This is a genomic window from Gordonia sp. (in: high G+C Gram-positive bacteria) (genome assembly GCF_052106715.1).
GTDB lineage: Bacteria > Actinomycetota > Actinomycetes > Mycobacteriales > Mycobacteriaceae > Gordonia.
Map to the genome: position 1 here is coordinate 70,196 of NZ_JBQEDL010000013.1, position 24,468 is coordinate 94,663.

Sequence of the window (24,468 nt, forward strand, 5' to 3'; positions counted from 1 at the left end):
TCCTCTACGGGTCGAACCGGAAACCGACACCGCGGACGGTGACGATGTGCTTGGGCCGGTTCGCCTGGTCGTCCCCGATCTTTCGACGAATCCACGAGACGTGCATGTCGAGAGTCTTCGACGACCTCAAATCCACCGAGCCCCACACCTGCGTCATTATCTCGTCACGGGCCAGCGCCTGCCCCGGCCGTTCCATCAGGAACTGCAGTAGGTCGAACTCGCGGTTCGCCAGAGTCAGTTCCTCGCCGCGGACGATCACCCGGCGTGCCCGTGCATCGAGTTGGATGTCGCCGTAGTCGAGCAGCACGTCCTCGTCTCCGACATTGCTGCTGCGACGCATCAGCGCACGCACTCGGGCGAGGAGTTCGGCGAGACGGAACGGTTTGCCCACGTAGTCGTCGGCACCCGCATCCAACCCGACGACGAAGTCGACTTCGTCCGTGCGCGCCGTCAACATCAGGACCGCCATCTCCGGCATCTGCGCGCGGACTCGACGACAGACCTCCAAACCGTCGATGCCGGGTAGCCCGAGATCGAGGATCAGAAGACCGAAGTCGCCGGACAGGACTTCGTCGAGGGCTTCGGGACCGGTCGCAGCGATCACGCACTCGTGGCCCTCGCGGGTCAGTGCCCGCGCGAGCGGCTCGGCGATCGCGACGTCGTCCTCCGCCAAGAGGATCGGGCGGGCCCCGGTCATCGTCGACGACCCCGCGCGTAATCGACCCCGCGCCCGAAGTCGATGTCGTCGTCTTCGTCGAGGATCTCCTGATACAGCTGGGCGTGGACGGATTCGACATCCGGAATGTCGTGGAACGACAACGGTTCGTCGGACGCGGACTCGATGACCAGTGTTCCGGTGCGCAGCATGCGGTCGATCAGGCCGTGCCGGAACTCGACGGACGTGATGCGCCGCATCGGAATGTCGATGCCCGAGCGGGTGATGATGCCGTTGCGGTACATGACACGACGATCGGTCACCACGAAGTGCGTGGTGCGCCACGACAGCAGCGGACGCAGCAGCCAATACGCCGTCGCAACCAGCCACACGACGATCACCACAAGCGTCAACCACGTCGACGCACCGCTCGAGAGGGAGTCGCTGGTGTGGAGGTAACCGAGCGCCACACCCGCGATCGCGGTGACCACCCAGAACAACAGCACCGGAACGATGAGGCTCTTCCAATGCGGGTGGCGATGGATGACGACCTGTCCCCCCGGTGCGAGGTTGTCACGCGGATATCCCATGACGCCCCAGCGTAGTGCGTCCCCACCTCCGAGGTTCAGGTGTCGGCGTGTCGAAGGGTGGGGTCGTTACACTCGACACACGAGGTGCTCAGGGCCGTAGCCATCTGCCCGCGAGTACGAGACTGCAAAATTGCGAAGGTGCCTGCGAGAGATGACGAACTACGATCCGCGTGACCCACGCTACCGAGCGAAGCAGAATCCGCCGACCCAGGCGTATAGCCAGGCCAACGACTACGAGTACGGCTACACCGAGCAGCAGTACGCCCAACAGGGCTATCAACAGCACCAGGATTATCAACAGCAGGGTGCCGCTCCCAAGAGGGCATCGCTACGGGGACCAGACGTCGATCCGGTCATGTTCTGCGGCGGAGTGCTGATGACCGGCGTCGTGACCGGGCTCGCCGCGTGGCTGGTCGGCTGGATCATCCGCACCGTCACGCAGAAGGTGAACGACTCGGGCAAGCTCGGCGTCTGGAATCCGCTCGCCCAGGACGAACTGTGGTTCGCACTCGTCGGATTCGTCGTCGCTATCCTGGGCGGCGCCCTCTGGTACCTGCTCCAGATCGGCACGCCCGCGCCCGGGCAGTTCTACCGCTGGGTCGTCGGACTCCTGATCGCGGCGAGCGTCGTCATTCCGCTGGCGCTCTCGGCTGAGATCTCCACCGGCATCGGCACCGCCCTGATGCACCTGATCATCGGGTTGCCCGTCTTGACGCTCATCCCGACGATGGGAAGCGCGAGCCGTCGCAAGGAACAGCGCTAGGCCAACCCTCTACAGCGGCCGAAGATGCGTGACGTCGCCCGCCGAGGCGACGACCGGCCCGTCCTGACCGTTCACCACGACGCGCCCCTGCTCGTCGATGTCGACTGCGTCGCCGACCACCTCGACGTTTCCCGGGAGGATCAGACGAACTCGCTTACCCAGGGTGGCACTGGAGGCCCGATAGTCGGCGACGAGTCGGTCCACACCGTCCGGCCAGTCGGCGAGCCGAACCGACAGCGCGCGCAGATACGCAGCGGCAACGTCGGTGCCGTCGACGTCGCGCCCGGCCAGACCACGGACCGACGCAGCGCTCGCGCCTTCGACATCGGCGGGGTCGAGATCGACGTTCACTCCGGTCCCGATCACTGCGATCCCGCCGCCGTCGGGAAGCGGCCGGAACTCCGAGAGGATCCCGGACAGTTTGCCGCCAGGCGCCCCGTCGGTCGACGGCGCCAGCACATCGTTCGGCCACTTCAACTCCGCCTCGACACCGGCCACCGACGACAGTGCGTCGCGGACCGCTAGACCCGTCAGCAACGACAGCCAGCCGACCCGTTCAGCGTCGGACGGTCGGACCAGCACGGTCGCCGATATCGCGAGTTGCCCGTGCGGGGTCTTCCACACCCGGGCGTGTCGTCCCCGGCCCGCCGACTGAAACCCGGCGATCCGCACGGTCCCCGCAAGCTCCTCGTCGTCGGCACGCGCGATCAGGTCGGCGTTGGTCGATCCGGTCTCAGCGACCACTTCGACGGTGTGCCAGCGAGTTCCGACGGTGAGTTCACGCAGGCGCGCGGCGTCCGGAAGAGCGGATTCGGTCATGCTCAGACACTCTAGACCCGATCTGAAACGCCCTTCGTCAGCGAATGTGAGGATATTCTCACATTCGATCCAGTTGACGGGAGTCACACCATTCTCGTTAAAGTCGATGTTCATGACGACAGCTTCGCGCGACGAAGGCGCTGCACCCGACATCCACACGACGGCCGGCAAACTTGCCGACCTGCGGAATCGCCTCGCCGACGCCGAGCACCCGGTCGGTGAGGCCGCAGTCGAGAAGGTCCACGCGAAGGGCAAACTGACTGCCCGTGAGCGCATCACCCACCTCCTCGACGACGGCTCGTTCGTAGAACTCGACGCGCTGGCCCGCCACCGCAGCACCAACTTCGGTCTCGCCGAACGGCGCCCGGTCGGCGACGGCGTCGTCGTCGGTTACGGCACCGTCGACGGTCGCGAGATCTGCGTGTTCAGCCAGGACGTGACGGTCTTCGGCGGCAGCCTCGGCGAGGTCTACGGCGAGAAGATCGTCAAAGTCATGGACCTCGCGCTCAAGACAGGCCGTCCGCTCGTCGGCATCAACGAAGGTGCGGGAGCCCGCATCCAGGAGGGCGTCGTCTCTCTTGGCCTGTACGGGGAGATCTTCCACCGCAACGTGAAGTCGTCCGGCGTGATCCCGCAGATCTCCCTGATCATGGGCGCCGCAGCGGGCGGACACGTCTACTCCCCCGCGCTCACCGACTTCACGGTGATGGTCGACCAGACCAGCCAGATGTTCGTGACCGGTCCCGACGTCATCAAGACCGTCACCGGCGAGGACGTCACCATGGAGGACCTGGGCGGCGCCACGACGCATATGACCAAGTCCGGGGTGGCCCACTACGTCGCACAGGACGAGGACGACGCGCTCGACTACGTCAAGGAACTCCTCGGCTACCTACCGAGCAACAACCGGGCCGACCCGCCGCGTATGCAGGCCGAGGTCGCGTCGGGCAGTATCGAGGACAATCTCACCGACGAAGACCTCGAACTCGACACGCTGATCCCGGACTCCCCGAACCAGCCGTACGACATGCACGAGGTCATCCGCCGCATCCTCGACGACGACGAGTTCCTCGAAGTCCAGGCCGAGCGCGCGATGAATGTCGTCGTCGGTTTCGGCCGCGTCGAAGGTCGCAGCGTCGGCATCGTCGCCAACCAGCCGACCCAATTCGCCGGATGCCTGGACATCGACGCCTCCGAGAAGGCTGCGCGCTTCGTCCGCACCTGCGACGCCTTCAACGTCCCGATCGTGACCCTGGTCGACGTCCCCGGCTTCCTGCCGGGCACCGATCAGGAGTACAACGGCATCATCCGCCGCGGCGCGAAGCTGCTCTACGCGTACGGGGAAGCTACGGTCGGCAAGATCACGGTCATCACCCGCAAGGCGTACGGCGGGGCGTACGACGTCATGGGCTCCAAGCACATGGGCGCTGACGTCAACCTGGCATGGCCGACCGCGCAGATCGCAGTCATGGGCGCCTCGGGCGCCGTCGGCTTCGTCTACCGCGGCAAGCTCAAGGACGCGGAGGCGAACGGCGAAGACGTCGACGCACTGCGCCTGGAGTTGCAGCAGGAGTACGAGGACACCCTCGTCAACCCGTACGTGGCAGCCGAGCGCGGCTACGTGGACGCGGTGATCCCACCGAGTCACACCCGCGGTCAGATCGCCAACTCCCTGCGCCTGCTCGAGCGCAAGCTCGTCCAGTTGCCGCCGCGGAAGCATGGGAACATCCCCCTATGAGCGAGAAGGCTGTAAGCGAGAAGCCGTTCCTGACCGTCGTGTCGGGCAACCCGTCGGACGAGGACGTCGCGGTGCTCGTGAGCGTGCTCGCGTCGGCGGGCGGCGACGGCGGCGGCGACACCGGTCCCGTCACACGCAACGACTGGGGCCGTCCGACCGACATGCACCGTTCCAGCTGGGGCATGCCGTCGTCGTTCCCGAACCGCGGTTGATGGGTTCAACTGTAGTTCTCGGTTCAGCGTCGCCTGCACGCCTTCGCGTGCTGCGCCACGCCGGACTCAATCCGCAGGTTCTCGTCGCCGACCTCGACGAGGACGCGATCATCGCCGACATGGGCGACGTTCGGTCCGCCGAGGTCGTCACCCGCCTGGCACAGGCGAAGGGCGAAGCGATCGTCCCGGCGATCCTCACCGGTGACGACCCGGCGTTCGCCGCTGCCTGTGCCGACGGTGTGGTCTTCACCTGCGACTCGATGCTGCTGCTCGACGGCGAACTCTCGGGAAAGCCGCACTCTCCCGAGGTCGCCGCAGCGCGGTGGCGGCAGATGCGCGGCAACACCGGTGAACTGATGACCGGTCATTGCGTGACCCGGCTTCGTGACGGTGCCGTCGAGTCGATTGTCGCCGACCACGTGTCGACACAGATCCACTTCTCGGATGTCTCCGACGAACAGATCGAGCGATACGTCGCGACCGGCGAACCGCTGAAGGTCGCCGGCGCATTCACCTTGGACGGGCTGGGCGGCTGGCTCCTCGACGGCATCACCGGTGACCCCTCGAGCGTCATCGGCATCAGCCTCCCATTGACGAGAGGACTGCTGTCGCAGGTCGGCGTCGACGTCACTGATCTCTGGCAGTAGCCCTCGCCTGGATCTCGCGAAGCAGAGCTACGCGAGCGACTCCGGCCAATAGTTCTTCAGGCACGTGACGGGCTGGCCGCCAGAAGTCAGTTTGTCGGTGAAGCCGCGAGTCAACGCGTGGATGCGTTCGATCGAGGTGCCGTGCCCTTGGCCGGGCAGCGGATCACCGATGCTGAAGATGAGGGCAGCGGCCTGGGCAATCTCCTTGATGGAGAGATCCTCCCGCGCGAAGACGGTGGCCGCCCAGTTGCCTGCGAAACAGTCCGCGAGGAGTTCGGGGTTGTCGCCGCTCGGCAACTGGGACCTGGTCATGCCGTAGGCGTCGGCCAGTCGATACATGACGTTGTGTCCGTACTCGTGCGCGACGATCGTCGCGGCCGTGAAATCGCCGAGCATGATGCCGTCGCTGCCGAAGAGTTTGCCGTCCCAGATGTCGGCGAACGTCTGGACAGGCAGGACGATGGAACCCTTGCGCTTGACGTCCTGCCCGTCGGGTTCGTCGTCGAGGGTGCAGAACAGGGCGTTCGCGAAGTCGCTGGTGAGTTCGTCCCCGCTGTTCTGCAGACACTTCGAAGCGAAGGTCTCACCGGGTTCGATGAGAACCCGGCCGGGCGTGATGTTCTCGATGTTGAGCGCAGCGAACCAGTCCTGCCACGTGCGATCCAGGTCGTCGAGGACCTCGGTCAAGTAGGCGGGAACGGCTTCGGACGCGTTCTGCTCAGTGACCCCGCTGTCGGCGACCGACTTCTCGGCGAAGACGGGCAGTTCGGGGCATTCGGTGCTCGTGCAGTGCCGCGGCGGCTGGGGCGGAGTGCGCACCGCCTCGCCGTCTTGGGTTGCGACGCATCCGGTCAAAACGAGTGACGTGACGACGGCACCGGTCAGCGCCGATATGAGTCGATTCGCGCATTTTCGGCGATCAGGACGCTTTCGCATGAAGTGACGCTAACAGGACACGGGGCCGTACCGTCCCGACGCTGTCATTCGTGCGACCGTATGCTGGACTGGACAGTCGGCTTCGGCCGCCTCGCACCAGAACTCGGGAGACCTCGCCAATGCCAGTGGAATTCGATTCGAACCCAGCTTTCGCCGCGTTCGCGCACCCGGAACGTCTTGTCAGCACCGAGTGGCTGTCGGCGCATCTGGGCGCGCCGGGACTCAAGATCGTCGAGTCGGACGAAGACGTCCTGCTCTACGACATCGGACACATCCCCACCGCGCAGAAGGTCGACTGGCATCTCCACCTGAACGACCCCGTGACGCGGGACTACATCAACGGTGAGCAGTTCGCGAAGTTGATGAGCGACAAGGGAATCGCGCGCGAGGACACTGTTGTCATATACGGCGACAAGAACAACTGGTGGGCGGCCTACGCCCTCTGGGTGTTCACGCTGTTCGGTCACGAAGACGTCCGCCTACTCGACGGCGGGCGCGACGCGTGGATGGACGAGCAGCGCGACACATCGTTCGACGTTCCGGAGTACCCGGCGACCGACTACCCGGTCGTCGAGCGCGACGACGCATCGATCCGCGCATTCGCCGAAGACGTGCTGACGTCGTTGGGGACGACGCCACTGATCGACGTCCGTTCGCCGCAGGAGTACACCGGCGAGCGCACCCACATGCCCGACTACCCCGAAGAAGGCGCGCTGCGCGGCGGTCACATCCCCACCGCCGTGTCGATCCCGTGGGCTAAGGCCGCAGCGCCCGACAGCCGATTCCGGTCCCGTCCGGAACTCGAGGAGATCTACGGCGCCTTCGACCCGAAGACGCCGACGATCGCCTACTGCCGGATCGGTGAGCGCTCGAGCCACACGTGGTTCGTGTTGACGCACCTGCTCGGCTTCCCGAACGTCCGGAACTACGACGGCTCGTGGACCGAGTGGGGCAACCGCGTCCGGGTCCCGATCGCGCAGGGCGAGGAGCCGGGTCCGGCTCCCGCCGCGCGCTGACAGGGGCGCTGCGATGGCTCTGCCAAGCGCCCTGGCCGAGATCGTCGACGACTTCTCCGGGCTCGCCGACTCCGACAAGGTGACCATGCTGCTGGAGTTCGCGAACGACCTCCCGGACATCCCGGACTCCATGCACGAAGAAGCGATGGAGCCGGTCCCCGAGTGCCAGTCGCCGATCTTCCTTTCGGTGGACGCGTCCGATCCTTCGGCCGTCGCACTGTTTTTCAGTGCGCCGCCGCAAGCACCGACGACGCGCGGCTTCGCATCGATCCTGCACCAGGGTTTGAACGGCGCGTCCGCGCCGGAGATCACCGCCGTTCCCGCTGACTTCTTCCACGATCTCGGCCTGGCGTCGGTGATCAGCCCCCTGCGGCTGAACGGCATGGCCGGCATGCTCGGCCGGATCAAGCGGCAGGTGGCCGAGCAGACGAGCGGGCCGAACTCCTAACCTCGTATGGATTTTCTGCAGATCCTCGACGACCACGTGGAACCCGGCGGGCTCGTCGAATGGATTCCAACCGTCGAGGGCGGCCTCGGTAGCTGGCAGCGCGACGGCAGACAGACCTCGCACAACCACGAGCAGCATCTGCGCGCCGCGTTCGAGTATCGAGCCAGGACGCAACGCGAGGGCGGGCGTGAGTCGTGGCTCGGGCTGGCCATCGACTTCGACGAGCCGATGTCGGTGCCCGCGGTGCGGGCGGCGATGCTGGCGTGGATCGATCGCCACGAGGTCCTGCGCACCCACGTCGTCCTCAAGTACGACCACACCGAGCGCTACAGCACGCCCCGCGGAACAGTCCACCTGACGATGAGCCGTATCGGCTGGTACACCGAGACGCCGTTGCTATTGGAGCAGGTGGCCGGCTCGTTCGACAGGGCGACCGCTCCCCTGCATTGGCCCGCGTACCGGTTCTCGACCGTCGCGCGGGCCGAGTCGTTCACGATCCTGTTCGCAGCCGACCATTCATTGGTCGACGGCTACTCGCTCGTGACCGCCCAGTACGAGTTGACCGAGCTGTACCACGCGGCTCGTGACGGTCGTCCGCACACGCTGGCACCGACGAACAGCTACATCGAATTCAGCGACGCCGAGCGTGGACGCGCCGACGCGGCCGACGGCTCGCATCCGGCCGTGCAGACGTGGCGCGAGTTCTTGACGACGCACGGCAGCGTCCCCCGTTTCGCACCGTTGACGCCCGTCGACTCGTCGCCGGAGGAGCCCTTCGACATCGAGCACCCACCACAACAATCGCGGACGGTGCGGCTGCTCGACGATGCGCAGACTCAGGTGCTCGAGAGTCTGTCTGCCGAGGCTGGCGGCAACCTGGTGGCCGGCCTGCTCGCCGCGATGGCGATCGCCTACCACCGGGCCGCGCCCGACCAGGAGTTCGCCGTCGTGATGCCGCGGCACACGCGCAACGATCGGGCGTGGTTGCACGCACTCGGATGGTTCGTCGGGCTCTCCCCGGTGGCCGTAGACGTTTCGGACTCGCCCGACATGCCGACCGCGACCCGGCGCGCCGCGCAGGGCCTTCGCGACGGTCGGCACGGTGCATCGCTGCCGTTCCTGAGAGTGGCCGAGCTGCTGGGCCCACCGCCCGCGCCGCGATTCGTCGTCTCCTACATGGACACGCGCGGCACGCCGACGGCGACGGACGCGGACGCAGGCTGGGCCCGCGTGCTGCGCAGTCATTCGTATTCGGGCGACGAGGTCTACATCTGGCTCAACCGCACACCGTCGGGTCTGCGTATGCATTCGCGCTTCCCGGCGGAGCAGCCGGGGCCGGTCCTGCCCTTTCTCGGCGACTTCGCCCAGCTACTGGCGAGTACAGCGGCGACCCTGTAGAACCAGTTCTCGAATTCCGAGGACGGCTTCAACCGAGCAATCGCTCGGTGCTATACGCTGAGTTCCGGAAATCGTGATGTTCCGAGATTCGGAGCACCTCGGTGAGCGCCACGCGTGGATACCTCCGCGAGCGACGCGCAAGCCCCGACGTCCGTCGACGAGCGGTCCGTATCGGACCGTCCGCCCCCCGGACGTCACTGCCCGCTACGACGAACGCCCACGCGTGGGCCCGCCCCAGGAGAGCCAGTGTCAAGTTCGATCACACAGACGACCATCAAGAAGGTTCTTATCGCCAACCGCGGCGAGATCGCGGTTCGCGTGATCCGCGCCGCGAAGGACGCAGGCATCGCCAGCGTCGCGGTGTACGCCGAGCCCGACGCTGACGCTCTCTTCGTCAAGCTCGCCGACGAAGCCTTCGCGCTCGGCGGCCAGACCTCCGCCGAGTCGTACCTCGTTTTCGACAAGGTGCTCGACGCGGCCGCCCAGTCGGGCGCCGACGCCATCCACCCCGGCTACGGCTTCCTCTCGGAGAACTCCGAATTCGCGCAGGCCGTCATCGACGCGGGGCTCACGTGGATCGGCCCGTCACCGCAGAGCATCCGTGACCTCGGCGACAAGGTGACTGCTCGTCACATCGCCGAACGAGCCAAGGCCCCGATGGCCGCGGGCACCAAAGACCCGGTCGGCGGCGCCGACGAAGTCGTCGAGTTCGCGAAGAGCTACGGCGTCCCGGTCGCCATCAAGGCCGCGTTCGGCGGCGGCGGTCGCGGCATGAAGGTCGCGCAGACCGTCGAGGAGATCCCCGAACTGTTCGAGTCGGCCACCCGCGAGGCCGTCGCCGCGTTCGGTCGCGGCGAGTGCTTCGTCGAGCAGTACCTCGACCAAGCGCGTCACGTCGAAGCACAGGTCATCGCCGACCAGCACGGCAACGTCGTCGTCGCGGGCACCCGCGACTGCTCGTTGCAGCGCCGCTTCCAGAAGCTCGTCGAAGAGGCGCCTGCCCCGTTCCTGACCGACGACCAGCGCGCACGCATCCACTCCTCGGCGAAGGCCATCTGCCGCGAGGCCGGCTACTACGGCGCGGGCACCGTCGAGTACCTGGTCCAGGGCGACACGGTCTCGTTCCTCGAGGTCAACACACGCCTGCAGGTGGAGCACCCGGTGACCGAGGAGACCTCGGGCCTCGACCTGGTGCGTCAGCAGTTCCGTATCGCCGAAGGCAAGGAACTGACCATCACCGAGGATCCGGCGCCGCGCGGTCACTCGTTTGAGTTCCGCATCAACGGCGAGGACGCCGGTCGTGGCTTCCTTCCGGCCCCAGGACCGATCAGCGTCTACAAGGAGCCGACCGGCCCCGGCGTTCGCGTGGACTCGGGCGTCGTCGCGGGCGATGTGATCGGCGGCCAGTTCGACTCGATGCTCGCCAAGCTCATCGTCACCGGCGAGAACCGCCAGCAGGCACTCGAGCGGTCGCGTCGTGCTCTCGCCGAATTTCAGGTCGAGGGCCTGGCGACGGTCATCCCGTTCCACCGCCACGTCGTCTCCAACCCCGCCTTCATCGGTCACGTCGACGAGAACGGCGACGAGACATTCGACGTCTACACGAAGTGGATCGAGACCGACTGGGACAACCCGATCGAGCCGTACGCAGGCGCCGAGCCTATCGAGGACGACGCAGAGCCGCGTCAGAAGGTCGTCGTCGAGGTCGGTGGACGTCGCGTCGAGGTCTCGCTTCCCGGCGACCTGAACGTGGGCGGCGGTGGCTCAGCGAACGGTGCCATTCGCAAGAAGCCCAAGGCCCGCACCCGCACCAAGGGTGCAGGCAAGGCAGCCTCCGGTGACGCCGTTGCCGCGCCGATGCAGGGCACCGTCGTCAAGGTCGCCGTCTCCGAGGGCGATACCGTCGCCGCAGGCGATCTGGTGGTGGTCCTGGAAGCCATGAAGATGGAGAACCCGGTCACCGCCCACAAGGACGGCACCGTCACCGGCCTCGCGATCGAGGCAGGTGCCCCGGTCACCCAGGGCACGGTCCTGTTCGAGATCAAGTGACGATCGCCTAGCAGCCGCACACGCGAACTCATGGAGCCGGTCGAAGTCTTCGCAGGGGCGTGGTATCTCCGCGCACTGCGAGACGACGACCGGCTCTCTGACGTCGTCGCCGTCGAGATGTTCGACATCGCCGACGCCGCCGCGTACATCCGTGCCGCGAACGACGGATGGGCCGACGAGTCCCGGTTCGTCTGGGCCGTGTGCGTCCCGACGACCGGCGAAACCGTCGCCCTGATCGGCGTCATCCCGACCGGTGACGACACCGCAGAGCTCGTCGGTGTCGCCCGCGACGGCCATGCCGACGCACTCGACGACGCGGTCGGTCCGGTGGCTCGGTTCGCCGAAGGCGCGCTCGGTCTGACGACCGGCGGACTCTCAGATACTCGCCCGTAGGCGCGTCCTTACTCGCACGTATCGGGTCCGCGGACACCGATATCGCCTGCTACCAGCAAGTAAGGGTTTCTTGTCACACCTGAAAAGGTGGCCGCCCGCACATCGAACTTGCGACAATCGTCCACGGCACTATGTCGTGTGACTCCTGCCGAGCACACGACCGACCAACCACTCAGCCCGACCCGACTTCCCCCACAGCAAGGAGCACTGCGTGTTCAAGCGCATCGCGATCGTGAACCGAGGCGAGGCCGGCATGCGCCTCATCAATGCCGTTCGAGACCTCAGCGCCGAGACCGGCGAGTCGATCGAGGTCGTCGCCCTGCACACCGATGTGGACCGCGCCTCTACCTATGTCCGGGAAGCCGACATCGCCTACGACCTCGGCCCGGCGTCCGCCCGGCCCTACCTCGACATGGCGGTCCTGGAACGGGCGCTGGTCGAGTCGGGCGCCGACGCGGCGTGGGTCGGCTGGGGCTTCGTCGCCGAGGATCCGGCGTTCGCCGAACTCTGCGACCGCATCGGCGTCACGTTCATCGGTCCGTCCGCCGAGGCGATGCACAAGCTGGGCGACAAGATCGGTGCCAAGCTGCTCGCCGAAGAGGTCGGCGTCCCCGTCGCCCCGTGGAGTCGCGGGCCGGTCAACGACGTCGAGGAGGCCAAGGAGGCCGCGGCGCACATCGGCTACCCGCTGATGCTCAAGGCCACCGCGGGCGGCGGCGGTCGCGGCATCCGCAAGGTGTCCGACGACAGCGAACTTGTCGAGGCCTATCAGCGCACCCGCGAGGAGGCCGAGCGCGCCTTCGGCAGCGGTGTCGTCTTCCTCGAACGCCTCGTCACGGGCGCGCGCCACGTCGAGGTCCAGGTGATCGCCGACGGGCGGGGCACCGCGTGGGCGCTCGGCGTCCGCGACTGCTCGGTGCAGCGACGCAATCAGAAGGTCATCGAGGAGTCCGCGTCGCCGGTACTCACCGACGAGCAGGCCGACGAGGTCAAGACGTCGGCCGAGCGACTCGCGAACGCGGTCGGCTACCGCGGAGCCGCGACGGTGGAGTTCCTTTACCACCCGGGCGAGAAGCTGTTCGCCTTCCTCGAGGTCAACACCCGTCTGCAGGTGGAGCACCCGATCACCGAGCTGACCAACAGCTTCGACCTGGTCCGTGCGCAGCTGCACGTCGCATCCGGCCACAGACTCGAGGGAGACAAGCCCGTCGAGCGCGGGCACGCCATCGAGGCGCGACTCAACGCCGAGGACCCCGACCGCGACTTCTCCCCCGCGCCCGGACGGATCGCCCGCCTCAACCTCCCGACCGGCCCCGGCATCCGCGTCGACACCGGCGTCAGTGAGGGCGACACGATCCCCGCCGACTTCGACTCGATGATCGCGAAGGTCATCGCCTACGGCCGCGACCGCGACGAGGCGCTCGGCCGCTTGCGGCGCGCGATGAGCCGCACCGGCGTCATCATCGAAGGCGGCGCGACCAACAAGAGCTTCGTCCTCGAACTGCTCAATCAGCCCGAAGTCATCGACGGCTCGGCCGACACCGGATGGATCGATCGCGTCCGCGACGAAGGCCGTCTCGTCTCCCACCAGCACTCGACCGTCGCGCTCGCCGCGGCCGCCATCGACGCCTACGAGGAGGAGGAGTTCGCCGAGCGGACCCGCCTGTTCGTCACCGCGTCGGGCGGACGCCCGCAGGTCAACCACGAGAGCGGTCGCCCACTGGACTTCAAGCTCCGCGGTGTCACCTATCGGGTCCGCGTCGCCCGCGTCGGCGCGCATCGCTTCCGTATCGTCGTCGAGGCAGGCGAGGACTCGCGGACCGCCGACGTCGACCTCGAACGCTTCGACACGCACGCGGGCCAGGTCCGGATCAACGGTATCCGCTATCGACTGCTGACCGACACGTACGGTCCGATCCACCTGGTGGACGTCGACGGCATCACCCACCGCGTCAGCCGCGACGAAGGCGGCGTGGTCCGCGCACCGGCTCCCGCTCTGGTGATCGCGACACCGCTGGAGGTCGGTGCCGAGGTCGAGGCGGGTGATCCCGTGCTCGTCCTCGAGTCCATGAAGATGGAGACCGTCCTGCGCGCACCGTTCAAGGCGCGTCTCAAAGAATGCGCGGTCTCGGTCGGAGCCCAGGTGGAGACCGGCGTCGCGCTGCTGCGCCTGGAGCCGATCGAAGACGACGCCGAAGCCGCCGAGACGACGTCCGCCGCCGCGGCGCTCGACCTCCCGGAGACTCCGGACCCCGTCGGCACCGACGAATTGTTCGCTCGCGGTCTCGAAGACCTCCGCGGCCTATTGCTCGGCTTCGACGGCGACCCCGCCGACAACGGCCGCCTCCTGTCGGATTATCTGGCGGCCCGCGACGACGCCGTCGCGAGCGGCTTCGCGCCGCACGAAGCCGAGACCGAGTTGGTGACCGTGTTCGGCGATATCGCCGCGCTGTCCGAACAGCGGCCGTCGGACGAGTCCGTCAGCGACGCTCGCGTGCACAGCGCTCGCGAGCACTTCCACACCTATCTGCAGAGCCTCGACGTCGACGTCGCCGCCGTCCCCGACCGCTTCCAGAAGAAGCTGTCGTACGCGTTGGAGCACTACGGGGTCGACGAACTCGAGCGCACCCCGGATCTGGAAGAAGCCGTGTTCCGGATCTTCCTGGCGTTGGGCCGTCAGGCCGAGACGATTCCGGTGGTCACCGCGGTCCTGCGCCGCTGGCTGAGCGAGCCCGCACCCGACCATGAGGACAGCGACGCGACCGGCCGGTCGCTCGAGCGCCTCGTCGCCGCGGCCCAGGGCCGTCTCCCGGTGGTCGCCGATCTGGCGCGAGGTGTACTGCACGCCTGGTACGGGCAGCCGCGTCTGCGTCGTACCCGCGACGCCGTCTACACCCGGGTCCGCGAACATCTCGCCGTCCTCGACGCCGACCCGCAGGCCGCCGACCGCGCCGACCGCATCGCCGACATGGTCCGCAGCACCGAGCCGCTCGTGTCGATCCTCAGTGAACGCCTCGAGAACGACGACCTCGACGACGCCGTCATGCTCGAAGTCTTGACGCGTCGGTACTACGGCAACAAGGGTGTCGCGAAGATCGCGTCGCATCGCACCGGTGGGTGCACGTTCGTCGTCGCAGAACGCGACGGGTCGACGCTGGTGTCGGTGGCCGCGAGCTTCGACGACCTGGCCGATGCACTGCAGGGTCTGGTCGACCTAGCGGCGGACACCCCGTCGTTGGACGCCGACATCTACCTGCGGTGGGAGCATCAGCCCGCATCGTTCGACGAGCGCGCCGCAGCGTTGTACGACGTGATCAGCGCGGGCACACTGCCCGAGTCGGTCCACCGGATCACCGCGACCGTCGCGGGTCGCGGCGACGACACGATGCACCACCACTTCACCTTCCGGCAATCGGCGACCGGGTTGACCGAAGACCGGTTGATCCGCGGCCTCCATCCGCACATCGCGCGCCGCATGCAGATGGAGCGCCTGCGCAAGTTCGACCTGACGCGGTTGTCGTCATCGGACGACGAAGAGGTGTACCTGTTCCGCGCGGTCGCCACGACCAATCCCGCAGACGACCGGCTCATCGCGTTCGCTCAGATCCGTGACCTGACCGCCGTCGCCGACGACGGCGAACTCCTGACGCTGCCGACCGCCGAGACCACGTTCGCCACGTGTGTCGACGCCATCCGCCGCGCACAGACCGAGCGCCCGTCCAATAAGCGGTTCAACACCAACCGCATCGTCATGTACATCTGGCCGTCGATCGACGTGTCGAACAATGCTCTGCGGCGCATCGTGCAGCACACCATCGAGACGGCGTCGGTCGACGGCGCGGGGCTCGAAGAGGTCCTACTGATCGGTCGCCAGCGCGACAAGAAGACCCGCACACTGTCGAAGGTCGCCGTTCGGATCACCTTCGACTCGAGTGCCCCGACGGTCGTGGTCGGCGAGCCGAACGACGATCCGGTCGAGCCGTTCGACGAGTACCGCCAGAAGGTGTTGAAGGCGGCTAGTCGCGGCACCGTCTACCCGTACGAGTTGGTCGACAAGCTCGGCGACTTCACCGAGTACGACCTGGTCGACGACGCTCTGCGCCCGGTCGACCGACCCAAGGGCGCCAACTCCGCGGCGGTCGTCGTCGGTGTCGTGAGCACTCCGACCCAGAAGTACCCGGAGGGCGTGCAGCGCGTCGTCATGCTCGGCGATCCGACGAAGGCGCTCGGTGCGTTGACCGAGCCGGAGTGCCGCCGGTACACGGCGGCTCTCGATCTCGCCGAGGAGTTGCACCTTCCCGTCGAGTGGTACGCGCTGTCGTCCGGTGCGGCGGTCCGCATGGACTCCGGCACCGAGAACCTCGACTGGGTGGCAGCGACACTCAAGCGCATCGTCGAGTTCACGCAGGTCGGCGGCGAGATCAACATCGTCGTCAGCGGCATCAACGTCGGCGGACAGGCGTACTGGAACGCCGAGGCGACGATGCTGATGCATACGAAGGGCATCCTCGTGATGACCCCGGACTCGTCGATGGTGTTGACCGGCAAACAGGCACTGGACTTCTCCGGCGGCGTGTCTGCCGAGGACAACTTCGGCATCGGCGGGTACGACCGAGTGATGGGCCCGAACGGCGAGGCGCAGTACTGGGCGCCCGACCTGACGTCGGCCATCGACATCGTGATGAGCCACTACGAGCACAGCTATGTGGTGCCCGGTGAGAATGCTCCGCGCGCTGCGGAGTCGTCGGACCCGATCGACCGCGACATCTCCGAGTTCCCGCATGACCTGGAGGGCAGCGAGTTCACGACGGTCGGCGAGATCTTCTCGGCGACGGCGAACCCGGACCGTAAGAAGCCGTTCGACATCCGCTCGGTGATGCGTGCCGTGGTCGACCAGGACCTGCCCGTTCAGGAACGCTGGGCCGGGATGGGCGACGCCGACACGGTCGTCGTGCAGGACACGCACGTCGGTGGCAACGCGGTCACCCTGATCGGCATCGAGTCGACGCCGATCAGCCGCCGCGGTTTCCTGCCGACCGACGGCCCGGACACTTTCAGCGCGGGCACCTTGTTCCCGCAGTCGTCGAAGAAGGCCGCCCGCGCGATCAACGCCGCCAGCGGAAATCGCCCGGTGGTCGTGTTGGCCAACCTGTCCGGCTTCGACGGCTCCCCCGAGTCACTGCGCAAGCTGCAGTTGGAGTACGGCGCCGAGATCGGTCGAGCGATCATCAACTTCGACGGTCCGATCGTCTTCTGCGTCATCTCCCGCTACCACGGCGGTGCGTTCGTGGTGTTCTCGAAAGCGCTGAACCCGAATATGACGGTGCTGGCGATCGACGGCTCGTTCGCGTCAGTCCTCGGCGGCGCTCCCGCCGCCGCGGTCGTCTTCGCCGGCGAGGTCGGCATGCGCACCGAGAAGGATCCGCGCGTGCACAAGCTGGCCGAGCGAGCCTCGGATGTGTCCGGCCCCGAGCGCGCGTCGCTCACCGCCGAACTCGACGAACTGCGCACCTCGGTGCGGGCGGAGAAGATCTCGGAGATGGCCGCCGAGTTCGACGGCGTCCACGACATCCACCGCGCCGTCCGCGTCGGTTCCGTCGACGCCGTGATAGCTGCGGCCGATCTCCGCCCGCAGATCATCGAGGCGATCACCCGGTAGCCCGCCCCGAGCCCCTCGCTGGTCGAGCGAAGTCGAGACCTCTACCTCGGCCCGGCGAGCGCCTCGCCCCAGGACTGCATCGGCAGTTTGATCGCCGCTCGGTCGAACTCGCCGAGGACGCGACTGCGTAGGTGTCGTTGCACGCCCCACTGGGCACCGGGCTTGGTCGTGACCGTCATGCGCAGCATCGCGTGCGACGAGGTGACCTCCTGGACGCCGAGCATCTCCGGTTCGCCGAGGACTTCGCTGACGATCTCGCTGTCCCGCGTGCCCTGCTTCGCCGCGCTGAGGGCGACGGTCTGCGCCTGTTCGAGATCGGCGTCGACGGCGACGGGGACTTCGAGACGTGCGACCGCGAAGTCCTGACTCATATTGCCCACGCGCTCGATCTCGCCGTTGCGGATGTACCAGAGGGTGCCGTCCATGTCGCGGACGGTGGTGATGCGCAGACCGACGGACTCGATCTCGCCGATCACCTCACCGAAGTCGGCGATGTCGCCGACACCGTACTGGTCCTCCATCATCATGAAGACGCCCGACACGATGTCTGCGACAAGGTGCTGCGCACCGAAGCCGATGGCGAGGCCGATGATGCCGGCCGACGCGATGAACGGCGCGATGTTGACGTCGAGTTCGGACAGGATCGACAGCACCAGCCAGACGACTATCACGACCGACACCGTCGATTTGAGGACCGAGCCGATGGTCTTGGCTCGCTGCGTCCGGCGAGCACTGGCGTTGGGGCTACGCGCCGCCGATCGCTCACGCAGCCCCTTCGTCAGGCGCATGCCGCCCTCTTCGCGCGCCGGCCGCGGCTTGGTGACCCGGTCGATGACGCGGAACAACAGCCACCGGATCACGAGTGCAGCGACGATGAAGCACGCGATCCTGATCGGGGTCTCGATCAGCCACGCTCTATTGGTCTCCGTCCATTCGAATGCAAGGGATTGAGTAGTCATGGTGTCGACCGTACGTACGACCCCGTCACGTGTGCAGGTCCCCGATGAGTCGCCGGACCTCGCGCACCGCGATAACCATGGCGAACGCTGCGAAGATGATCGACAACACTGCGGCGTCGACGGCGAGCGCGCACAGCACGCCGACCGCCGCCCCCGGAAGCGCCCCGAGATTCAGAATCGTCGCCAGCCTGCGGTCGACTGTGCCCTGCCGCATGTGCCCGTACGTCCCGACGATCGCGTTCGGGAAGAACATCAGCAGCGACGTGCCTTCCGCCGTCGATAGGTCGGAGCCGAAGAACAGCATCAGGACGGGAACGGCGAGGAGACCGCCGCCCAACCCCATACCGGCGGCCCACGCACCGATCACCGCACCGAACGCCAGCGACACCGGGATCGTGTACGCGAGATTCGCGATCATCTCGTCGGAGATGCGAGCCGACCCCGACGACAATCCCAGACCCGTCGCATCGAGAATGAGTTTGACCCCCGTAGCCACGAGGATCGCGACGAACAGCCAACGCAGCGGACGCTGCGGGATCGCGACGACCAGTCGAGCGCCGAACAGTCCGCCGACGGTCGCACCGAGCGCCATCCCCGCCCCTGCGCGCAGGTCGACCGATCCGCCGATTGCAGCGAACACCGCCGCACCGACGCCGGTGACCGCGATGTTCGCTGCTCCCGCCGTGCCGTGCGGCGCGTGCCGAGACAGCGTCGTCGTGCGTTCGAGCGCCGGTACGTAGAACACGCCACTGCCACCGCCGAGGAGTCCTCCGATCGCTCCGCCGGTGAATCCGATGCCCGCCTCGACGCCTGTCCATTCCGGATTCTTCACGGCGAAACAGTAGCACTTGTCTGAGGAGCAGTTCTCTACTTGTCTGAGTAGTTGCCTGGCTCAACCCGCGGTGAGTCGACGGCGGTCCAGCAACGCGAGTTGCAAGGCGCTCAACAAACGCTCGGCAGGGTCGTCCAGGTTGAGTCCGGACACCTGACGGGCTCGGTCGACGCGGTAGCGGAGTGTGTTCGCGTGGACGCCGATCCGGTTCGCCGCATCGCGGACGTTGCCGTGGGCGTCGAGGTAGGCGCGAACGCTCTCCTCCAGGTGCGCAGTGCGTTCGGTGTCGTACGCGACCATGGCGGTCACCCGGGGGTCGACGAGTTGGTCGCGGTCGACGAGCGCGTCGAGGATCTCGCCGAGCAGTACCGCTGTGCGCGCCTGGGCGAGCGTCGTCACCCGATCGGCTCCGCCCGAGCGGGTTGCGGCGAACACCCGATCGACCTCGCGGCGAGCCCGGGCGACCTCGGCCAGCCCGTCGACCGGGAACACGACGGTCGCGTGCAGGCGCCCGCCGCCCAACACAGGGTCGCCGTCGAACCGGGCGACCAGCTGACCGACCCAGCGGGTGATCGGCGCGACGTCGGCGGCGGGCACCAGGATGTACGCGCGCTCGGCGATCAACGTGGTGAGCGCCGACGTCGCGTACGCGCTCGCGTGCAGCCGAATGGCTCCGCCGACGGCGGCGATCGCGTCGGTGGGCGTGAGCGACCCGCCGTCCGCGGCGATACCGATAACCGCGGCGCGTTCGTCGACCGCCCACCCGAGATAGGCGCCTGCCGACGAGGCGTCGATCCCACCGTGTTCACCGAAGAGTCGTTGCAGAAGCTGGGCTTCCGCCGACGGCGCCTGCATCGCCCTGGTCAGGATCCGCGACGCGACGGAAGCCGCGCCCGCCAGCACCTCGGCCGAGTCGGACGTCAGCGCGACCGCGCCCTCCTGGACCCAGATCGAACCGAGGTGTCTGCCCGCGCCGCTGTGCACGCCGATCACGAGGCGGCGCCGCATCGCGTGCTCCTCGTCAGCGGGCACGTCGACCACCTCACCGCCGCGCCGGATCGCGTCGAACACGCCCCACTTGCGGAGCAACGCCAGGTACGTCGGCGGGCCCTCCCGACCGAGGATGGTCTGCACCCGTAGATCGTCGGCCTCGCCGTTCGACGGTGAGTACGCGAGTACCCGCGCGCTCGTCGCGTCCTCGATGGACACGAGGCCACCGGTCCCCCGCGCCACCAACCCGACAAGCCCGATGAGGTCCACGTCGACGGGAGTCTCCGGATCGCCGGGGTGTCCAGCCGATTCACGCCCTCGATTCAGGTCGGCCTGCACGAGTCCCAGGATCCGGTCCCACCGCGCGCGGGTGTGGACACCGACGATCGCGACGCCCGACTCGTCCGCCACCGGCCGCGCCTGCGCTGGTCCGGCGAACGCCTTCGTCAGCACTGCGCGGGGCCGAGGGTCCGATTGTCGCGACAGCCAGCCCCGTACCCCGTCCGCGTCGACCCCGACGAGCACCACGAGATCGGTCGCGGCGCAGGCGCCCGCATCGATGTCGTCGGCGTCGATCATCGAGACGTCGACGACTCCCGATGCATCATCGGGGCGTGCGCCCTGACCACCGCTGATCACCGCCCAGTCGACGGCGGTGTCGAGCGAGTCGATCAGCTCCGACAGCGACATCCCCTCGAATTCCGGCATGAACACATTCTGTCAGCGCATTCAGAGATTCGAACAAGTAACGGCCGAAACTGTTGTTCAGATGCACGAGGCCGGGGTCACGCCGAGAGACTGTACTGACAGACATGACCATTGCGCACGACTACCAGCACGACACCGACGCGACGGACCTCGCCGACCTCGCCGACCGCACGCGTCGGCAGGTGACTCGGTGGCTCACCGAGGCAGGCGTCCACAACGCCCGGCCGCACGCCTCCGCTCGACGTCTCGCCGCCGTCCTCTCCGACCCGAAGGGACTCGACTTCACCGTCGGTTTCGTCGACCGGGTGATCGGGACCGAGGACACCGCCGCGGCCGGAACCGCCCTCGCCGAGATCGTCGCCGACGCGCCCGCGTCGCTGAGCGCCTTCGACCGGCTCCAGCTGCGCTCGGGCGCCGCGCTGTCGCGTCGGATCCCGAAGGTGGTCATCCCGGTGGCTCGCGCACGAATGCGCGCGATGGTCGGTCACATGATCGTCGACGCGCGCGAGAAGCCGTTCACGAAAGCAGTGAAGACGCTGCGAGCCGGTGATCACCACCTGAACGTCAATCCCCTCGGCGAGGCCGTCCTCGGCGACGACGAGGCCGACAATCACCTCGCCGACGCGCGCGCACTGTTGCGCCGCGACGACGTCGACTACGTCTCGATCAAGGTGTCGTCGATCGCATCCCAAGTCTCCATGTGGGCGTTCGAGGAGACCGTCGACTACGTCGTCGACCGTCTGGCACCGATGTACCGCGAGGCCGCTGCCGCGCCTGCGGGCAGCAAGTTCATCAACCTCGACATGGAGGAGTACCGCGACCTCGAACTGACGATCGCGGTGTTCACCCGACTGCTGTCGATGCCTGAACTGCGTCACTACGAGGCGGGCATCGTCCTGCAGGCGTATCTGCCCGATGCACTCGGTGCCGTGCAGCGACTGTCCGCATTCGGCTCCGAGCGCGTCGCCGCTGGCGGTGCCGGCATCAAGGTGCGCCTGGTCAAGGGCGCGAATCTGGCGATGGAGACCGTCAACGCCGAGATCGCGGGATGGCCGACGGCGACCTGCGCGTCGAAGGCCGCGACCGACGCCAATTACAAGCTGGTCCTGCACTGGGTGTGCACATCCGACCGGATGGCCGGGCTCCGTCTCGGCGTCGCCGGACACAACCTCTTCGACATTGCTTTCGCCCACCTGCTCGCCGACGCGCGCGGCGTCGCAGACCGGGTGGAGTTCGAGATGCTGCAAGGCATGGCCACCGAGCAGGCCGAAGTGGTGAGCGCCGACGTCGGCCGACTGTTGTTGTACGTGCCGACCGTCAAACCCGCCGAGTTCGACGTCGCGATCTCGTACCTGGTGCGCCGTCTCGAGGAGAACGCCGCGTCGGAGAATTTCATGTCGGGCATCTTCGAGCTGACACCGGGCAGCGACGTCCACCGTCGTGAGGAGGGCCGCTTCTCCGCTGCGATCGACGGTCTGCGAGCGATGATCGACGAGCACTCGGACCGGGCGCCGAAGCCCAACCACCGGCAGGATCGCACGGCCGAGGAGTCGGCGGCCCTGCCTGCCCCCCTGTCGAGCGCCGACGAACTCCCCCCGTTCGCCAACGAGCCCGACACCGATCCGGCGCTGCCCGCGAATCAGGCCTGGGCACGCGGGTCGATCGCTCGCAGCGCGACACCGGGGTGGCTCGACGCACAGAGCGTTCCGCCCGCGCTCGCCGCGGCCGACGTCGACGGTCTCGTCGAACGCGCCCGCACCGCGGCAGTCGAATGGGCCGCGCGACCCGCATCCGAACGCGCCACCGTCCTGTATCGCGCCGCCGACCTCCTGTCTCGACGTCGGGGGCACCTCGTGTCACTCGCTGCGGCGGAGGCAGGCAAGTCCGTCGCGCAGTCGGACCCGGAGATCTCCGAGGCCATCGACTTCGCCCGCTATTACGCGCATCAGGCGCTCGAGCTCGACCGCATCGACGGCGCGGTGTTCACCCCCGACCGGGTGATCGTGGTGACACCGCCGTGGAACTTCCCGATCGCCATCCCCGCGGGCGGCACCTTCGCGGCGCTCGCAGTCGGCGCCGCAGTGATTCACAAGCCATCGGCGCCCACGCCACGGTGCTCCGCGGCGATCATGGAGGCGCTGTGGGACGCAGGCGTCCCACGCGAGGTGTGCCACGCGGTGTTCCCCGACGAAGGCGAGGCGGGTCGCGCCCTCATCAGTCATCCGCACGTCGATCGCGTCATCCTGACCGGCGCGTCCGAGACTGCGGCACTGTTCCAGTCGTGGCGCGCGGACCTGCGCATCAACGCCGAGACATCCGGCAAAAACGCTGTGGTCATTACCCCGTCCGCCGACCGAGACCTGGCGATCGCCGACCTGGTGCACAGTGCGTTCGGGCACGCCGGGCAGAAGTGCTCGGCGGCATCGCTGGGGATCCTCGTCGGCAGCGTGTACTCGTCCGAACGATTCCGCAGGCAGCTCATCGACGCCGCGTCCTCGATGGTCGTCGGGTGGCCGACCGATCTCGCGGCGACCGTCGGGCCGTTGACCCAACCGCCGAGCGACAAGCTGATCCGCGCCCTGACCACCTTGGAGCCAGGCGAGTCGTGGCTGCTGCAGCCACGTGCGCTCGACGACACCGGCCGACTCTGGTCGCCGGGCATCAAGGACGGAGTCGCACCGGGTTCGTTCTTCCATCTCACTGAATGCTTCGGCCCTGTGCTCGGACTGATGCGCGCCGACGACCTCGACCACGCACTGACGCTGCAGAACGCCACCGACTTCGGGCTCACCGCCGGGCTGCACTCGCTCGACACCCGCGAGACGCGCCGCTGGCTCGACCGGGTCGAGGCGGGAAACCTCTACGTCAACCGCTCGATCACCGGGGCCATCGTGCGCCGCCAGTCGTTCGGCGGCTGGAAGCGATCGTCGGTCGGACTCGGCTCCAAGGCCGGCGGACCGAACTACCTGATGTTGATGGGCACGTGGGCGGACGCCCCGGCGCACGGCTCACCGCAGTCGCCTCCACAGACTCCGGCGATCGCCGCGTTCGCTCGATCCGTCGAGTCCTGCGTCACCGACGCCGAACACGCGTGGCTGGTACGAGCGCTGGCCGACGACGACCGAGCCTGGGCTGCCGAGTTCGGCGTCGGCCGGGACGAGACCGGCCTGGGCGCCGAGGCCGACGTCTTCCGCTACCGCGGGGCCGACGTCGTCCTGCGCGTGTCCGAGGACGCGACGCCCGCGCCGACTGCACGACTGATCGCCGCCGCGGCACGATCGGGCGCGCGAGTGCGCGTCAGCATCGCGCCCGACGCGAGTTCGACGACGGCCGCCGTCGTCGAGTCAGCCACCGCGCTCGGCATGCCGGTCGCACCGGCCACCGACACCGACTTCGCCGATGCGATCGCGCGCCTGGAGGTGCCGCGAGTCCGCCTCGTGGGCTCGTCTGCCCCGTCGGTCCTGGCCGCCGTCGCTGCTCGGCCCGACATCGCACTGCTCGACGACGCCGTCACCTCGTCGGGACGAGTCGAGCTGCGCCACTGGCTCCACGAGCAGGCGGTGTCGATGACGTTGCACCGCTTCGGGAATCCGAACCGGCCGTTCCACCTGCTCGCAGCCGAATTGACCACACCCCGATGACTCGACCCGCGTGAC

The 24,468-nt window shown here is 67.6% G+C and carries 18 protein-coding genes; 11 read left to right on the plus strand and 7 right to left on the minus strand.

Features of this window, described 5'->3' with window-relative positions:
• Window positions 1–4 precede the first annotated feature (4 nt).
• Complete coding sequence (locus tag ACTIMF_RS08885; protein ID WP_442349917.1) at window positions 5–697, minus strand: response regulator transcription factor; 693 nt, start codon at window positions 695–697, stop codon at window positions 5–7.
• Window positions 694–1,245: a PH domain-containing protein gene (locus tag ACTIMF_RS08890; RefSeq protein WP_442349918.1), complete on the minus strand. Its 552-nt coding sequence runs from the start codon at window positions 1,243–1,245 to the stop codon at window positions 694–696. The genes ACTIMF_RS08885 and ACTIMF_RS08890 overlap by 4 nt, the downstream gene beginning before the upstream one ends.
• Before the next feature lie 151 nt (window positions 1,246–1,396).
• On the opposite strand from ACTIMF_RS08890, the gene ACTIMF_RS08895 reads away from it, so the two are divergent.
• On the plus strand, window positions 1,397–2,008 hold the full coding sequence (locus ACTIMF_RS08895; RefSeq protein ID WP_442349919.1) for a DUF6069 family protein: 612 nt from the start codon (window positions 1,397–1,399) through the stop codon (window positions 2,006–2,008).
• A 9-nt stretch (window positions 2,009–2,017) separates the two neighbouring features.
• Here the strand turns inward: ACTIMF_RS08895 and ACTIMF_RS08900 are convergent, their stop codons facing one another.
• Window positions 2,018–2,827 carry a biotin--[acetyl-CoA-carboxylase] ligase gene (locus ACTIMF_RS08900; protein ID WP_442349920.1) on the minus strand — a complete coding sequence of 270 codons (810 nt, stop codon included), beginning with the start codon at window positions 2,825–2,827 and terminating at the stop codon, window positions 2,018–2,020.
• 112 nt (window positions 2,828–2,939) lie between these two features.
• Between ACTIMF_RS08900 and ACTIMF_RS08905 the strand changes: the two genes are divergently transcribed.
• Genes ACTIMF_RS08905 through ACTIMF_RS08915 form a run of 3 tightly spaced genes read left to right on the plus strand, consistent with a single transcriptional unit; the run spans window position 2,940 to window position 5,424 of the window.
• Window positions 2,940–4,565: an acyl-CoA carboxylase subunit beta gene (locus ACTIMF_RS08905; RefSeq protein ID WP_442349921.1), complete on the plus strand. Its 1,626-nt coding sequence runs from the start codon at window positions 2,940–2,942 to the stop codon at window positions 4,563–4,565.
• Window positions 4,562–4,777 (plus strand): acyl-CoA carboxylase subunit epsilon, encoded by a 216-nt coding sequence (locus ACTIMF_RS08910; RefSeq protein ID WP_442349922.1) that lies wholly within the window; start codon window positions 4,562–4,564, stop codon window positions 4,775–4,777. The genes ACTIMF_RS08905 and ACTIMF_RS08910 overlap by 4 nt, the downstream gene beginning before the upstream one ends.
• On the plus strand, window positions 4,777–5,424 hold the full coding sequence (locus tag ACTIMF_RS08915) for a Maf family protein (protein ID WP_442349923.1): 648 nt from the start codon (window positions 4,777–4,779) through the stop codon (window positions 5,422–5,424). Before ACTIMF_RS08910 ends, ACTIMF_RS08915 begins: the two co-directional genes overlap by 1 nt.
• Window positions 5,425–5,451: 27 nt before the next feature.
• Here the strand turns inward: ACTIMF_RS08915 and ACTIMF_RS08920 are convergent, their stop codons facing one another.
• A complete protein-coding gene (locus ACTIMF_RS08920; RefSeq protein ID WP_442349924.1) occupies window positions 5,452–6,360 on the minus strand; it encodes a neutral zinc metallopeptidase in 909 nt (302 codons plus the stop codon).
• Between the two features lie 119 nt (window positions 6,361–6,479).
• On the opposite strand from ACTIMF_RS08920, the gene ACTIMF_RS08925 reads away from it, so the two are divergent.
• The 6 genes from ACTIMF_RS08925 to ACTIMF_RS08950 all read left to right on the plus strand — a co-directional run bounded on the left by ACTIMF_RS08925 (window position 6,480) and on the right by ACTIMF_RS08950 (window position 17,323).
• Window positions 6,480–7,376 carry a sulfurtransferase gene (locus ACTIMF_RS08925; protein ID WP_442349925.1) on the plus strand — a complete coding sequence of 299 codons (897 nt, stop codon included), beginning with the start codon at window positions 6,480–6,482 and terminating at the stop codon, window positions 7,374–7,376.
• Between the two features lie 13 nt (window positions 7,377–7,389).
• Entirely contained in the window at window positions 7,390–7,824 is a 435-nt protein-coding gene (locus tag ACTIMF_RS08930; protein ID WP_442349926.1) for a SufE family protein, read from the plus strand.
• A gap of 6 nt (window positions 7,825–7,830) precedes the next feature.
• Complete coding sequence (locus ACTIMF_RS08935) at window positions 7,831–9,222, plus strand: condensation domain-containing protein (RefSeq protein WP_442349927.1); 1,392 nt, start codon at window positions 7,831–7,833, stop codon at window positions 9,220–9,222.
• A gap of 246 nt (window positions 9,223–9,468) precedes the next feature.
• Window positions 9,469–11,271, plus strand: coding sequence for an acetyl/propionyl/methylcrotonyl-CoA carboxylase subunit alpha (locus ACTIMF_RS08940; protein WP_442349928.1), 1,803 nt, complete (start codon window positions 9,469–9,471; stop codon window positions 11,269–11,271).
• 30 nt (window positions 11,272–11,301) lie between these two features.
• Window positions 11,302–11,664 (plus strand): hypothetical protein, encoded by a 363-nt coding sequence (locus tag ACTIMF_RS08945; protein ID WP_442349929.1) that lies wholly within the window; start codon window positions 11,302–11,304, stop codon window positions 11,662–11,664.
• 211 nt (window positions 11,665–11,875) lie between these two features.
• Window positions 11,876–17,323, plus strand: coding sequence for an ATP-binding protein (locus tag ACTIMF_RS08950; protein WP_442349930.1), 5,448 nt, complete (start codon window positions 11,876–11,878; stop codon window positions 17,321–17,323).
• A 41-nt stretch (window positions 17,324–17,364) separates the two neighbouring features.
• On the opposite strand, the gene ACTIMF_RS08955 is transcribed toward ACTIMF_RS08950, so the two are convergent.
• Genes ACTIMF_RS08955 through ACTIMF_RS08965 form a run of 3 tightly spaced genes read right to left on the minus strand, consistent with a single transcriptional unit; the run spans window position 17,365 to window position 20,812 of the window.
• Window positions 17,365–18,282 (minus strand): mechanosensitive ion channel family protein, encoded by a 918-nt coding sequence (locus tag ACTIMF_RS08955; protein WP_442349931.1) that lies wholly within the window; start codon window positions 18,280–18,282, stop codon window positions 17,365–17,367.
• A 25-nt stretch (window positions 18,283–18,307) separates the two neighbouring features.
• Window positions 18,308–19,114 carry a sulfite exporter TauE/SafE family protein gene (locus ACTIMF_RS08960; protein WP_442349932.1) on the minus strand — a complete coding sequence of 269 codons (807 nt, stop codon included), beginning with the start codon at window positions 19,112–19,114 and terminating at the stop codon, window positions 18,308–18,310.
• Window positions 19,115–19,174: 60 nt separating this feature from the next.
• Window positions 19,175–20,812 carry a PucR family transcriptional regulator gene (locus ACTIMF_RS08965; protein WP_442349933.1) on the minus strand — a complete coding sequence of 546 codons (1,638 nt, stop codon included), beginning with the start codon at window positions 20,810–20,812 and terminating at the stop codon, window positions 19,175–19,177.
• 104 nt (window positions 20,813–20,916) lie between these two features.
• Here ACTIMF_RS08965 and ACTIMF_RS08970 point away from each other — a divergent pair, with 104 nt between their 5' ends.
• Complete coding sequence (locus tag ACTIMF_RS08970) at window positions 20,917–24,453, plus strand: proline dehydrogenase family protein (protein WP_442349934.1); 3,537 nt, start codon at window positions 20,917–20,919, stop codon at window positions 24,451–24,453.
• Window positions 24,454–24,468 lie beyond the last annotated feature (15 nt).